General features: G+C 43.9%; 8 protein-coding genes. All 8 read left to right on the top strand.

The window, feature by feature from the left end; genetic code table 11:
* Positions 1–2,494 (top strand): non-ribosomal peptide synthetase (locus H6S82_RS03695; RefSeq protein ID WP_191056022.1); only part of this gene is annotated, 2,494 nt, incomplete at its 5' end.
* A complete protein-coding gene (locus tag H6S82_RS03690; protein ID WP_190467968.1) occupies positions 2,487–6,416 on the top strand; it encodes a type I polyketide synthase in 3,930 nt (1,309 codons plus the stop codon). The genes H6S82_RS03695 and H6S82_RS03690, both read left to right, overlap by 8 nt.
* Positions 6,417–6,418: 2 nt before the next feature.
* Entirely contained in the window at positions 6,419–7,267 is an 849-nt protein-coding gene (locus H6S82_RS03685) for a 3-hydroxyacyl-CoA dehydrogenase NAD-binding domain-containing protein (RefSeq protein ID WP_190467972.1), read from the top strand.
* A 15-nt stretch (positions 7,268–7,282) separates the two neighbouring features.
* Complete coding sequence (locus H6S82_RS03680; protein WP_190467974.1) at positions 7,283–7,534, top strand: acyl carrier protein; 252 nt, start codon at positions 7,283–7,285, stop codon at positions 7,532–7,534.
* A gap of 6 nt (positions 7,535–7,540) precedes the next feature.
* Positions 7,541–8,710: an acyl-CoA dehydrogenase family protein gene (locus H6S82_RS03675; RefSeq protein WP_190467977.1), complete on the top strand. Its 1,170-nt coding sequence runs from the start codon at positions 7,541–7,543 to the stop codon at positions 8,708–8,710.
* Between the two features lie 30 nt (positions 8,711–8,740).
* Positions 8,741–9,811 carry an HAD-IIIC family phosphatase gene (locus H6S82_RS03670; RefSeq protein ID WP_190467980.1) on the top strand — a complete coding sequence of 357 codons (1,071 nt, stop codon included), beginning with the start codon at positions 8,741–8,743 and terminating at the stop codon, positions 9,809–9,811.
* 7 nt (positions 9,812–9,818) lie between these two features.
* The gene (locus H6S82_RS03665; RefSeq protein WP_191056021.1) at positions 9,819–14,498 is read left to right on the top strand and encodes a non-ribosomal peptide synthetase; all 4,680 of its coding nucleotides are present in this window, start codon (positions 9,819–9,821) and stop codon (positions 14,496–14,498) included.
* Positions 14,499–14,589: 91 nt separating this feature from the next.
* Positions 14,590–15,038, top strand: a 449-nt coding sequence (locus H6S82_RS03660) for a condensation domain-containing protein (RefSeq protein WP_242056806.1), incomplete at its 3' end; no start/stop codon positions are given.

Below are 15,038 nucleotides of genomic sequence, written 5' to 3'. Positions count from 1 at the left end.
AAGTGCCACCTTATTTATGACTTTGCTGGCGGCATTTAAAACATTGCTATATCGCTATACAGAGCGAGAAGATATTCTCGTGGGGTCGCCTATTGCTAACCGCAACCGCAAGGAAATAGAAGGATTAATTGGCTTTTTTGTCAATACTTTGGTGTTGCGAAGTAACTTGGGTGGCAATCCCAGTTTTAGAGAGTTATTGCGGCGAGTCCGCAAGGTGGCTTTGGAGGCTTACGCTCACCAAGATTTGCCGTTTGAAAAGTTGGTGGAGTTACTGCACCCAGAACGAGATTTAAGTCACACGCCGCTGTTTCAGGTAATGTTCGCTCTCCAGAATTTCCCATTGCCAGCACAACAAATACCCGGTCTTAGTTGGCGCGTTGAAGAAATCGATCATAAAACGGCGAAGTTCGATTTAACTTTATTTGTGGAAGATACGGGACGGGAACTAATCGGAACTGTGGAATACAACACAGATCTGTTTAATGCAGATACGATTACCCGGATGTTAGGGCATTTTTCGACTTTGCTGGAAGGTATCGTTGAAAATCCCGATCGAGCTATTTCCGATCTACCTTTGTTGACGGAAGCCGAACGGCAACAAATTTTGATAAATTGGAACGATACCAAAACAGAATTCCCGTCAAATGTTTGCATTCACAAACTGTTTGAAGCTCAGGTAGAAAGAACGCCAGATGCGATTGCTGTTGTCTGCCAAGATGACAAACTAACTTACCGAGAACTAAACCAAAGGGCAAATCAGCTAGCACATTACCTGCAAAATTTAGGCGTGAAGCCAGAAGTTTTGGTTGGCATTTGCGTAGAGCGATCGCTTGAAATGCTCGTTGGGCTTTTGGGCATCTTGAAAGCGGGCGGCGCTTACGTACCTCTAGATCCTAGCTATCCAAAAGAGCGATTGGCGTTCATGTTGGAGGATGCAAAACCACCCATTTTGCTGACTCAACAGCGCTTATTAGATAGAATACCTCACCACTCAGCAAAGGTTATATGTTTGGATAGAGATTGGCAAGAAATTGCTGTCACAAGTTGCGATAATTGCCTTAGCAATGTCAGTGCTGAAAACTTAGCCTACGTTATTTATACTTCCGGTTCTACAGGTAAGCCGAAAGGAACTTTAATTCAGCATCAAGGACTGGCAAACTATCTGAATTGGTGTACTCAAGCATATATTGTCGAGCGAGGAGAAGGAGCGACAGTTCACTCTTCAATTTCCTTCGATATGACGATTACAGGGCTATTTTCGCCTTTATTGGTAGGTCGGAGCGTCGAACTTCTTCCGGAAGATAAAGGTATAGAAAGTCTTGCTGCTGCTTTGCGAAATGGATCGAATTTTAGCCTTGTCAAAATTACACCAGCCCAGTTAGAATTACTCAGTCACCAGTTATCCCCTCAAGAAGCAGCAGGTCGAACGAGAGCATTTATTATTGGTGGGGAAAATCTGTTAGCACAGACAACAGCTTTCTGGCAAAAATATGCGCCAGAAACGATGTTAATCAATGAATACGGCCCGACAGAAACGGTAGTTGGTTGTTGCGTTTATCAAGTCACCGAAAAAGATCGATCGGGGTCTATTCCGATCGGTCGTCCCATTGCCAACACTCAACTTTACATTTTAGACCGGAATCTTCAACCCGTACCTGTCGGAATTACAGGGGAATTGTATATCGGTGGCGCGGGTGTGGCGAGGGGTTATTTACATCGTCCCGAACTCACTAGCGAACGCTTTATTGCTAATCCTTTTGTGGCGGGAGAAAGGCTTTACAAAACAGGCGATTTGGCGCGTTATCGTGCTGATGGAATTATCGAATATTTTGGTAGAATTGACCATCAGGTGAAGATTCGCGGTTTCCGGATCGAACTATCGGAAATTGAAGCGGTGTTGAGTCAGCATTCCAAGGTGCGGGAATGTGCAGTTTTGGCAAAATGCGATCGCCTCATCGCTTATGCAGTTCTCCATCCTGGAGAAAATCTCACCATTAGTGAATTGCGAACCTATTTGGCAGAAAAATTGCCAGAATACATGGTGCCATCTGCCTTGGTGACGTTGGATGAAATGCCGCTGACGGTGAATGGTAAAGTCGATCGTCAGGCGTTACCTGTAACGGAAAGTCTGCGTCCAGAATTAGAAGTTGCCTATGTTTCGCCGCAAACTGAACTGCAACAAATTATCGCCACCATCTGGCAAGGAGTATTGCGTTTAAAAAAAGTGGGTATTTATGACAACTTTTTCGACCTCGGCGGACATTCATTGTTGATAGTCCAAGTTCATAGCAGAGTACAAGCGAAGTTGGAGAAAAACATTTCGATGGTTGAGATGTTTAAATATCCCACGATCGAATCATTGGCCAAACATTTAAGTCCTCAACGAGAAGAAAAGCCAATATTCCAAGAAATTAGCGATTCAGCTCAAAAGCAAAGATTGGCTTTGAGTCGTCAAAAACAATTAATGAAACAAGTGAGATGGGGAAATGAGTGAGGAGTTAGAAAGCATAGCGATCGTCGGTATGGCGGGTCGCTTTCCGGGTGCGAAAAACGTTGATGAATTTTGGCAAAATATCCGGGATGGCGTTGAATCGATCGAGTTTTTCAATGATGAAGAACTGTTGGATTCGGGAATTGAGCCGGAGGAATTGCAGAAACCCAATTATATAAAAGCTGGTGCGACTTTAGGAGATATAGATTTATTCGATGCGGCCTTTTTTGGCTTTAGTCCCAGAGAAGCGGAAATGACCGATCCGCAACATCGGCTGTTTTTAGAATGCGCTTGGGAAGCATTGGAAAATGCTGGTTATAATTCGGAAACTTACCCCGGTCGAATTGGCGCTTTTGCTGGGGTTGGTTGGAACAGTTACCTGTTCAACAATCTCTATGCAAATCGCGAATTTATCGAAGCGGTTGGCGGACATCAAACTTTGATGGGAAATGACAAAGATTTCCTGACAACTCGCATTTCTTATAAGTTGAATTTGCGGGGGCCAAGTATCAATGTTCAGACTGCTTGTTCCACATCATTGGTAGCAACAAGTTTGGCTTGTTCAAGCTTGCTAAGCTATCAATGCGATATGGCTTTGGCGGGGGGAGTTTCCATATTTGTGCCGCATAAAGCGGGATATTTATATCGCGAAGGCGGGTTTTTATCTCCCGATGGACATTGCCGCGCCTTTGATGCCAAAGCACAGGGAACTGTAATTGGTAATGGTGTGGGAATAGTAGTTTTGAAGAGATTATCGGATGCGATCGCAGATGGAGATTGCATTCATGCCGTCATCAAATCTGCTACTATTAATAATGATGGTGCTTTAAAAGTTGGATATACAGCGCCGAGTGTGGAGGGACAAACAAGAGCGATCGCAGAAGCAATTGCCTTAGCAGGAATTAATCCCGAAACTATTAGTTATATCGAAACTCATGGCACCGCCACACCTTTAGGAGATCCGGTAGAAATTGCCGCACTGACAGAAGCTTTTTCACTTTATACAAATAAGACAGAATTTTGTGCGATCGGTTCTGTAAAAACTAATATCGGACATTTAGATGCAGCGGCGGGTGTTGCGGGTTTAATTAAAACCGTTCTTGCTCTCAAAAATAAACAAATACCTGCTACTTTGCATTTTGAAAAGCCTAATCCAGAAATTGATTTTGACAGCAGTCCTTTTTATGTAAATACCACACTTTCTGAATGGAAAAGTAACGGCGTTCCCCGTCGCGCCGGAGTCAGTTCTTTTGGAGTTGGGGGAACGAATGCTCATGTAATTTTGGAAGAATCTCCGCTGGAAAAGCCGGGTCGCAGGGTGGCCGGGTCGCAGGGGAAAAACTATCAATTATTAGTTCTTTCTGCTAAAACTAATTCGGCATTAGAAACGGCAACCATAAATTTAGTTGATTACCTCAAGCAACATCAAGATTTAAACTTAGCAGATGTTGCTTACACATTGCAGGTAGGAAGGCGAGCTTTCAACCATCGGCGTACTGTTGTTTGTCGGGATATAGAAGATGCAATTGTCGCACTTCAAGACCCCAAAAGAGTTTTCACTAGCATCCAGGAAACAAATTCGCGTCCCGTAGCTTTTATGTTTCCCGGACTGGGAACTCAATACGTTAATATGGCGAGGGAACTTTACCAAGTTGAGCCGACATTTCGCAAAATATTCGATCGCTGTTGCGAACTTTTCCAACCTCACCTTGGTTTAGACCTGCGAGATGTCCTTTATTCCAGTGAAAACAAACTGGATAAAAGTTCGGGTTTCGATTTACGAAAAATGCTAGGTCGTGGAGAGGAAAAAACAGATGCTGCGACTGAAAAGCTCAATCAAACCTTTCTGACACAACCTGCAATTTTTGCCGTTGAATACGCTTTGGCGCAATTGTTGATTGCTTGGGGAATTCATCCTCAAGCAACGATCGGTTACAGCATTGGGGAATATGTGGCGGCGTGTTTGGCAGAGGTTTTCTCCTTAGAAGAAGCCATTACTTTGGTCGCCAAAAGAGCGAAAACGATCCAAGAATTGCCGGGGGGAGCGATGTTGGCAGTTCCTCTTTCCGAGCAAGAAGTACAGCCTTTTTTGAACGACAAACTTTCCTTATCGGCAATTAATGGAGCCTCCCTTTGTGTAATAGCAGGTGCAATAGATGCGATCGAAGAATTAGAACAACTGTTAATAGACAAAGGATTGGCTTGCCGACGAATCGTTACTTCTCATGCTTTTCATTCTTACATGATGGAGGCGATCGCACCCAGCTTACGCGAACTCGTTAAAACCTTCAATCTCAAACTCCCAAAAATTCCTTATTTATCCAACGTCACCGGCACTTGGATAACCGCAGCAGAAGCAACAAATCCCGATTATTGGGTGAAACATTTATGCCAACCGGTTCGCTTTGCCGATGGAATTCAAGAATTGTGGAAAAAACAGCATCCCATTCTATTAGAAGTTGGCCCCGGTCAAACTTTGTGCAGCTTGGCATTACAATGTATAGAAGGCGATAAAATTGCGCTTTCTTCCCTGCGTCATTCCTACGATAGGCAGTCAGATATAGCATTTTTACTGAACGCATTGGGTCAACTTTGGTTGGCAGGAGTGCAGATAGATTGGTCGGCTGTTCATGGGAATGAAAATTGCCATCGTCTACCTTTACCGACCTATCCATTTGAACGCCAACGGTATTGGATTTCTGCACAAAAACAAACGCGGCTTGTGCCGAGCTTGCAGCCATGTTTTGAGGAAAAGAATCTCTCTCCATCTCAGGAAGAGGGGAGAATAGATCGTCAAGCACCTCGGAAAAGTTATGTTGCTCCTACTAACGAAATTGAGGAAAGGATTGCTCAACTTTTCCAACAATTACTGGGTGTGGAACAGGTGGGAATTAACGACAACTTCTTCGCTTTGGGAGGACATTCGCTGCTTGGGATTCAGTTAATTTCTCAATTGCGGAAAGACTTTCAAATAGATTTATCCCTGCGTCCTCTTTTTGAAGCGCCGACGGTGGCAGAGTTGGCATTATTTATCGAAGAAATCCTGCTCGATGAGTTAGAAAAATTACCTGAAGAAGAAGTTGAAGTGCTGGTGTCAGTTTCCCAGTCACAAGCACCCAAATTTAGCAGTCAGCGACGCTACAAGTTGCCGAATAATTTGGAAATTGTCTATCAAACGAAAGCGGAAGCTGATTATTTCTATGAAGATATTTTCCAAAATCGGGTGTATCTGAAGCATGGGATTAATTTACGCGATCGCGCCATTATTTTTGATGTTGGTGCTAACATCGGTATGTTTACGCTTTTTGCGTCGCAAAACTGCAACAATCCCACCATTTACTGTTTTGAGCCAGCACCGCCTCTGTTTGAAATTTTGCGCCTGAATACCACTTTCTATGAGATAAATGCCAAGCTGTTTAATTTTGCTATATCCAACGAACCTAAAACAGCAACATTTACCTTCTATCCCAACAGTTCGGGAATGTCTTCTTTCTATGCCGATAAACAGGAAGAGAAAGAAGTTTTAAAAGCTATCATGCTCAACCAATTGGAAAATGGTATGGCAGGGATGGAACAAGTGATGGAACACGCTGATGAATTGTTAGAAGAAAGGTTTAAAGCGCAACCTTTTACTTGTCAGTTGAGAACGATTTCTGAAATCATCAGCGAAAACAACGTAGAGCGCATCGATTTACTCAAAATTGACGTTCAAAAAAGCGAATTGGATGTCCTTCAAGGCATTAAAGAAAATGATTGGCAAAAAATCCAGCAAATTGTCATTGAAGTACACGATATAGAGGGACGACTGCAACAGGTAACTAACTTGTTGAAAAACCAAGGTTATCGCGTCGAAGCCGAACAAGAAGACTTGTATGAAGGCTCAAATATTCACAACGTATATGCAATCAGAAATTCAGGAGCGTAAATATGCAAGTAGTTGGTGTTGTGGGTGCAGGAGTGATGGGAGTTGGGGTGGCGCAAAACCTCGCGCAAACAGGACATCACGTCCTTTTAATAGATGTTTCAGAAGTAATTCTGGAACGTGCCAAACAAGAAATCAAAAATAATCTCCGCTTTCAAGGTTTTTTCAAGAAAAGCGAGCCAGCCGATCGTCCCGATGAAATTCTCAATCGCATCAAATTTTCTAGTGATTATCAAGTTCTAAAAGAGGCAGAATTTGTCATTGAAAATACAACAGAAAAATGGGAAATTAAACAGGATGTTTATGGTAAAATAGATGCTATCTGCCCAAAAAATTCTGTATTTGCTGCCAATACATCAGCGATTCCGATCACTCGCATTGCTTCAGTAACCAAGCGTGCGGATAAAGTGCTTGGGATGCACTTTATGAACCCCGTGCCAATGAAGCCGATGGTGGAAGCGATCCGGGGATATCACACTTCCGAAGAAACGATCGCAACGGCGAAAAAACTTTTGGCTCAGATGGGAAAAGAGTGTATTGTTGTCAATGATGCACCGGGTTTTGTATCTAACCGCGTGCTGATGTTGACTATCAATGAAGCGATTTTCGTGCTACAAGATCGAGTGGCTTCAGCAGAAGAAGTGGATCGAATTTTCAAAACCTGTTTCGGTCACAAAATGGGGCCATTGGAAACAGCGGATTTAATTGGATTGGATACGATTCTCTATTCAATTGAAGTTTTGTACGAAAGCTTTAACGACAGTAAATACAGGCCAAGTCCGCTGCTAAAGAAAATGGTGGACGCGGGATTGCACGGTCGGAAAAGCGGACAGGGTTTCTATACCTACAATTAAAAAAGGACTTAATAAATGCAAGAAATTTCCACCAAAATCAAAGCGTTTCTATCAAAATTTTTCCGAAATTACGACCTCCAGCCTGATGAAGATATCTTTGCTGTTGGTTTTGTTAACTCCATGTTTGCCATGCAACTGGTGCTGTTTATAGAGCAAGAGTTTCAAATTGCCATTGAGAATGAAGATTTGGAATTTGACAACTTTCGGACGATCGATGCGATGACGCGGTTAATCGACAAAAAGATGGTTGTATTGGCGGGAAAATGAGAGAGTATGAAACTTGAATTGACGGTTCAGCAAAAAGAAGATCGATCGCAATTTCGAGCTTTTGTGGATGCAGAAATTGTTCCTTTGGCAAATCAATGCGATCGCGAAGAACATACCCCCATTCAGCTAATAGAAAATCTAGCTAAAAAAGGATATCTAGGTGCGATTATCCCCAAGGATTTCGGTGGGAGTGGAATGGATGCGATCGCATACGGTTTGCTCAACGAAGAAATCGGTCGCGGGTGTTCTTCGCTGCGGAGTTTGCTGACTGTTCATAACATGGTTTCTCATGCAATTCTCAAGTGGGGAAACAAGCAACAAAAAGAGTATTGGCTTCCCAAATTAGCGACAGGCGAAGTCATTGCAGCTTTCGCTTTAAGCGAAGCAAATGTAGGTAGCGATGCCAAAAGTATAGAAACTACAGCCACACTTGACGGCGACACTTATCTCTTAAACGGACAAAAGAAATGGATTACCTACGGACAAATTGCCGATATTTTTTTAGTATTCGCTCAATGTGATGGCAAACCTTCTGCCTTTTTAGTGGAAAAAAACAGTCCGGGACTTGCCATCAAACCAATCTTCGGAATGATGGGTGTAAAAGCTTCCATGCTAGCAGAATTGCACCTAGATAACTGTCAAATTCCCGCAGAAAATATCGTCGGTAAACCAGGTTTTGGTTTCTCCTACATCGCCGCTTCCGCACTCGACTATGGAAGATACAGCGTCGCCTGGGGATGCGTAGGAATTGCACAAGCTTGCTTAGAAGCTTCCCTGCAATACACCAGTCAAAGAAAACAGTTCGGCGTTTATCTCAAAGAACACCAATTAATCCGGCAAATGATAACAGAAATGACTGCCAACTTAAAAGCAGCTAGATTACTTTGTTATCAAGCTGGATATCTTAAAGATACCCGCGATCCAAAAGCTATTTTAGAAACCTCAATTGCCAAATACTTCGCCTCCACAATAGCCACCAAAGCAGCAAACGACGCCGTACAAATTCACGGTGCAAACGGATGCAGCAGCGACTACCCAGTCCAAAGATACCTCCGCGATGCCAAAATCATGGAAATCATCGAAGGTAGCACCCAAATTCAACAAATTACCATCGCCGACCACGCCTACCAAGAATATCTTATCCCCTCTGAAACCCTTTGCGTAACTTCGCGTTAACCTTTGCGTCCTTTGCGTTAAAAAAAGAATATGACTCTCACAAAAAATCTACCTATAACCAACCCAACAATCGATAAAACAGTCATCAAATGTCTAGTTTGGGACTTAGATAACACCCTATGGAACGGCGTTTTACTAGAAGGCGATCGCATCACCCTAAAAAACCAAGTTATTGATATAATCCAAACCTTAGACAATCGCGGAATCTTGCAATCCATCGCCAGCAAGAACGACCCTGAGAAAGCGATCGCGCAACTGCAAGACTTCGGCTTACACGAGTATTTCATCTATCCCCAAATCAACTGGAATTCCAAAGCATCCTCTATTCAAGAAATCGCTAAATTACTCAATATTGGTACAGATGCGATCGCCTTCATCGACGATCAACCCTTTGAACTGGAAGAAGTCAACTTTTCCCTTCCCGAAGTCCTCTGTATCAACGCCTCAGAACTAGAGGATTTGCTACAAAGAGATGAAATGAATCCTCGTTTTATTACAGAAGATTCAAAAAAGCGAAGATTAATGTATATTAGCGATTTAGAACGGCAAAACGCTGAAAAAGAATTCATTGGCCCTCAAGAAGAATTTTTAGCTACACTTAACATGACCTTTACCATCTCTTCTGCCAAAGAAGAAGATTTGCAACGCGCCGAAGAATTAACAGTACGCACACACCAATTAAACACAACAGGTTACACTTATTCCTATGACGAACTGAATCATTTTCGCCAGTCAGAAAACCACAAATTACTCATTGCCAGTTTAGAAGATAAATTTGGCAGTTACGGCAAAATTGGCTTAGCACTTGTGGAATGCCAAAACAGCGTATGGACAATCAAACTTTTGCTGATGTCCTGTCGCGTCATGTCCAGAGGCGTCGGGACAATTACGCTCAATTATATTTTGAGTTTAGCTAAACAAAATAACGTCCGGTTGCGTGCCGAGTTCGTTTCTAACAATCGCAATCGGATGATGTATGTAGCTTACAAGTTTGCGGGTTTTAAGCAAATTGAAAAGCAAGGCGACTTGGAAATTTTAGAAAATGATATGACGCGAATTCAACCCGCTCCCGATTATGTAAAACTTCAGATTTTGGGGTAAAAGTATTATGGATATCAAAAAAGCAGAAATATTAGCAAAAAAATCTAACTTTTCGCCTGCAAAACGAGCGCTTTTAGAAAAACGATTGCGGGGAGAAGTTAAATCCGATTCCCAATTAAAAACTATTCCTCGACGTGCCGAACAAAGTCCTGCACCTCTCTCCTTTGCACAACAGCGATTGTGGTTTCTGCATCAATTTGATTCGGGAAACGCTTACAACGAACTTTCCGCTGTCCATTTAAAAGGTTCGTTGAATGTGGAGGCGCTGGAGAAAAGTTTGAATGAAATTGTGCGCCGTCACGAAGCTTTGCGAACTACTTTCGAGATGGTGGATGGACAAGCCGTGCAAATTATCCATCCCAGTTTGGATTTTAAGCTGTCAGTAACAGAACTGGGGACAGCAGAAATTCAAAATTTTGTAGTTGAGGAAGTTAAAAGACATTTCGACTTAACCAAAGCACCTTTGTTGCGAGGCACATTGCTGAAACTGGGTGAGAAAGAATATGTGCTGGTGTTCGTCATGCACCATATTATTTGTGATGGTTGGTCGATGCGATCGCTCATTCGCGAAGTAGCAGCACTTTACGAAGCATTTTCTCATAACAAACCCTCCCCATTGCCAGAACTTCCCATTCAATATGCTGACTTTGCCGTTTGGCAGCGTCAATGGTCTAAAGAGCATTTGCAAAACCATCTTTCCTATTGGAAAGAACAGCTAGCAGGTGCAACAAAGGTTTTAGAACTCCGACCTGCCGTCCAAACTTTCCAAGGTGCAACGACTCATTTCCAACTATCGCCGAGTTTAACCGAAAAGCTGAAATCTCTAAGTCAGCAGTCAAATTGCACTTTATTTATGACCCTGCTGGCGGCATTTCAAACTTTACTTTATCGCTATACCGAACAGGAAGATATATCAGTTGGAACTCCGATCGCTAATCGCAACCGCAGCGAAATTCAGGCATTAATTGGAGTTTTTGTCAATACTCTGGTAATGCGAACCGACCTGTCAGGAAATCCAACTTTTCGGGAATTGCTCAGTCGCGTCCGTCAGGTAGCATTAGGTGCTTACGCACACGAAGATTTGCCTTTCGAGCAACTGGTAGAAGAATTGCAACCAGAACGAAACTTGAGCCATCAACCGCTGTTTCAAGTGATGTTGGTTTTGCAAGAAAATCTGACACCAGAATTAGTGCTGTCTGGTTTAACTTTGAAGCGGTTAAACACAGATAGTAAAACGGCAAAGTTCGATTTGACCTTGTACTTAGTGGACAGCGAACCAGCAATAACGGGAGCGTTTGAATACAGTACCGACTTATTCGAGGCTGCCACAATTGATAGGGCGATCGCACATTTTACAACTTTGTTAGAAGGCATCGTTTCTCATCCCGATCGCCATCTATCGGAATTACCGTTATTAACCGAAGCGGAACGGCAAACTTTATTAATCCAGTGGAACGATACCGCTAGCGAATTCCCCGAACATAGCTGCATTCACGAGTTATTTGAAGCTCAAGTTGAGCTAACCCCCTCTGACATAGCGGTGGTTTTTGAAGACCGACAGCTAACTTACCGAAAACTCAACCAACAAGCAAATCAATTAGCACATTTTCTGCGAAAACAAGGCGTGCAACCAGATGGATTGGTAGGCGTTTCTATGGAGCGCTCCCCAGAAATGGTAGTAGCGCTGTTGGGAATTCTCAAAGCAGGCGGAGCTTACCTTCCTATCGATCCAAGTTATCCCCAATCTCGGCTGGCTTTTATGTTAGAAGATTCCCAAATCGAGATATTGCTAACTCAAGAAAGATTGCTAGCAGGATTACCAGAAAATACAGCCAAAATAGTCTGCTTAGACGGCGACTGGGCAACGATTGCCAAAGAAAGTGCAGATAATCCCATCAAAACTGCTACGGCTGAAAATTTAGTTTATACAATCTACACTTCTGGGTCTACCGGAATGCCGAAGGGAGCGATGAATACCCACCGAGGGGTTTGCAATCGCTTAGTGTGGATGCAAAATGCTTACCAATTAACATCAAAAGATAGAGTTCTTCAGAAAACTCCTTTTAGTTTCGATGTCTCGGTTTGGGAATTTTTCTGGCCTTTATTGACTGGAGCCAGATTAGTTGTAGCCAAACCGGAAGGTCATAAAGATAGCGCTTATTTAGTTAATCTCATTGCACAAAATCAAATCACTACTTTGCATTTCGTGCCGACGATGCTGCGAGCTTTTTTGGCAGAATCGGAACTGGAAACTTGCAGTTGTTTGAGACAGGTGATTTGCAGTGGGGAGGCGTTACCTTTTGAACTTCAGGAACGCTTTTTCGATCGCTTAGATGCAGAATTACACAATCTCTATGGCCCTACAGAAGCGGCGATCGATGTAACTGCCTGGACTTGTCAGCGCGATCGCAAGCGATCGATCGTCCCCATCGGTCGTCCCATTGCTAACACCCAAATTTATCTGCTGGATTCCTATCTGCAACCAGTGCCAATCGGCGTACCGGGCGAACTTTATATTGGTGGCGTAGGATTAGCCAGAGGTTATCATCGCCGTCCCGAATTAACTGCCGAAAAATTTATTTCTAATCCCTTCTTGAAAAGTTCTGAATTTAATTCAAAACTCTACAAAACTGGAGATTTAGCAAGATATCTTCTCGACGGCAACATCGAATTTCTCGGTCGCCTCGACGACCAAGTAAAAATTCGCGGTTTCCGTATTGAATTGGGGGAAATTTCGGGAGTTTTGAATCAACATCCCCAAGTGCGGAATTGCTTGGTTTCGGCGCGAGAAGACGAACCCGGTCAAAAGCGGCTGGTCGCTTATGTAGTGCCGCAAGGAGAAGCAAGGTTGAGTATTAGCGAACTGCGTTGCTTTCTGAACCAGAAATTGCCCGAATATATGCTGCCATCAGCTTTTGTGATGCTGGAAGCATTGCCGCTGCTGCCCAATGGTAAAATCGATCGCCGCGCTTTGCCAGCACCCGATGCCGCCAGACCGGATTTGCGATCGACCTACACCGCACCCAGGACAATAGTCGAGGAATTACTGGCCGGGATTTGGTCGAAGGTACTCGGTATCGAACGAGTAGGTATCAACGATAACTTCTTCGAGCTAGGTGGGGACTCCATCCTCAGCATCCAAGCGATCGCCAAAGCCAAGCAATCGGGTTTGCAGCTAACTCCCAAGCAAATGTTTGAGTACCAAACGATCGCGGAATTAGCAGCAGTAGCGAGTAATAGCGCAACTATTCAGGCGGAACAGGGAGCAATAACCGGAGAAGTACCCTTAAACCCCGTACAGCACTGGTTTTTTCAGCAAAATATCCCAGATATGCACCATTGGAATCAAGCTGTGTTGCTGGAAATGCAGCAACGCCTCGACCCAGCCTTGTTAAAGCAAGCGGTGCAACACTTAATCGCTCACCACGACGCGCTGCGCCTTCGCTTCGTGCAAGCAGAATCCGGCTGGCGGCAGGTTAATGCGGCTCCCGACGAGATGGTTCCGTTTACACAGGTAGACTTGTCAAAAGTGCCAGCAGACGAGCAAGAATCAGTTTTGCAAGCTACTGCCGATCGATTGCAGGCCAGTTTGAGCCTGTCAGATGGGCCAATGATTCGCTTTGCCTGGTTTGACCTTGGCCCGCAAAAGCCCAGTTGCTTGCTCATCGCCATCCATCACTTAGTTGTCGATGGCATTTCTTGGCGAGTTTTGTTGGAAGATTTGCACGCCGCTTGCACTCAGATCAGTCACGGCGAGGCGATACAATTGCGGCTGAAAACTACTTCCTTTAAGCAGTGGAGCGAACGTCTGACCGAGTACGCACAGTCACCATCGCTACGGGAAGAGTTGGCGTATTGGTCTGCTGAGTCGCGCCGCGAGGTGTTGCCTTTGCCATTAGATTATCGGCTGGGCGAAAATACTGTAGCTTCAGCTTACACGGTATCAGTTGCGCTCAGTGTGACAGAAACTCAAGCTTTGCTACAGGAAGTGCCGCAGGTTTATCGCACTCAAATTGATGATGTGTTGCTCACCGCAGTAGTGCAAGCTTTGGTGCAGTGGAGCGATCGATCTAACGTTTTAATTGACTTAGAAGGTCACGGTCGAGAAGACATTTTTGAAGATATCGATTTATCTTTAACTGTGGGTTGGTTTACTGCGATTTTCCCCGTACTTTTGCAATTGGAAAAAGGAACGCATCCAGTCGAGGCATTGCGATCGATTAAAGAGCAGTTGGCGCGGATTCCGAATCAAGGTTTTGGCTATGGCGTCCTGCGCTATCTGTGTGCAGACCGGGAAATTACCTCACAACTCAGTTCGCTTCCCAAAGCTGAATTTATTTTTAACTATATGGGTCAGGTGGATCGATATTTGCCCGATCGATCTATGTTTAAACTCAGTCGATCGATTCTGGGATTAAATCGCAGTCCGCGAGGAACTCGCAGTCATGTTTTAGAGTGCGGGGCGTTTGTGATTGGCGGTCAATTGTGGCTGAATTGGACTTGCAGTGAGAATTTGCATCACCGTTCTGTCGTGGAGAATTTGGCTGAAAGTTGTCTGCAAGTTTTACGGAATATTTTGGATCGCTGTCAATCTCCGCAATCTGAAGAGTATACGCCTGCTGATTTTCCAGATGTGGAACTGAGCGATGAATTACTGGAGAAAGCTTTGGACGAAATCAGTTTTTAGTCATTACACCTCTCCAAAAAAGAATCTCAAAGGGCAGGCAAGATGCCTACCCCACAAGAGTTACAAAAAAAATCTCGATAACAACTGACAAATGAGCAAGAAAAACATTGAAGCTATTTATCCGCTTTCTGCGACGCAACAAGGGATGTTGTTCGAGACTGTATTAGCTCCCTGTTCGGGAGTTCATATCGAGCAGTTAACTTGTGCGTTACGCGGAGATTTGAACGTTTCAGCTTTTGAGAAAGCTTGGCAGCGGGCGATCGATCGACATTCGATTTTAAGATGCGGTTTTGTTTGGCAGGAACAACCGGAACCTTTGATGGTAGTTTTGCGCCAAGTGGAAGTACCTCTAGAGCGTCAAGACTGGCGCAATCTTTCCGAGTTAGAACAACAAGAAAAGCTGCAAGTTTTTCTGGAAACGGAACGCCAGCGCGGTTTTGATGTCACCCGCGCACCTTTGATGCGTCTGACTCTCATTCATTTAGCTGCAAATTGTCATCAATTTATTTGGAGCCATCACCATTTATTGCTAGATGGATG

It is taken from the genome of Planktothrix sp. FACHB-1355 (genome assembly GCF_014748295.1).
Classification (GTDB): Bacteria; Cyanobacteriota; Cyanobacteriia; order Cyanobacteriales; family Aerosakkonemataceae; genus Aerosakkonema; species Aerosakkonema funiforme_A.
The sequence above is the reverse complement of the archived record's forward strand: the minus strand, read 5'-3'. Positions and strand labels throughout refer to the sequence as shown.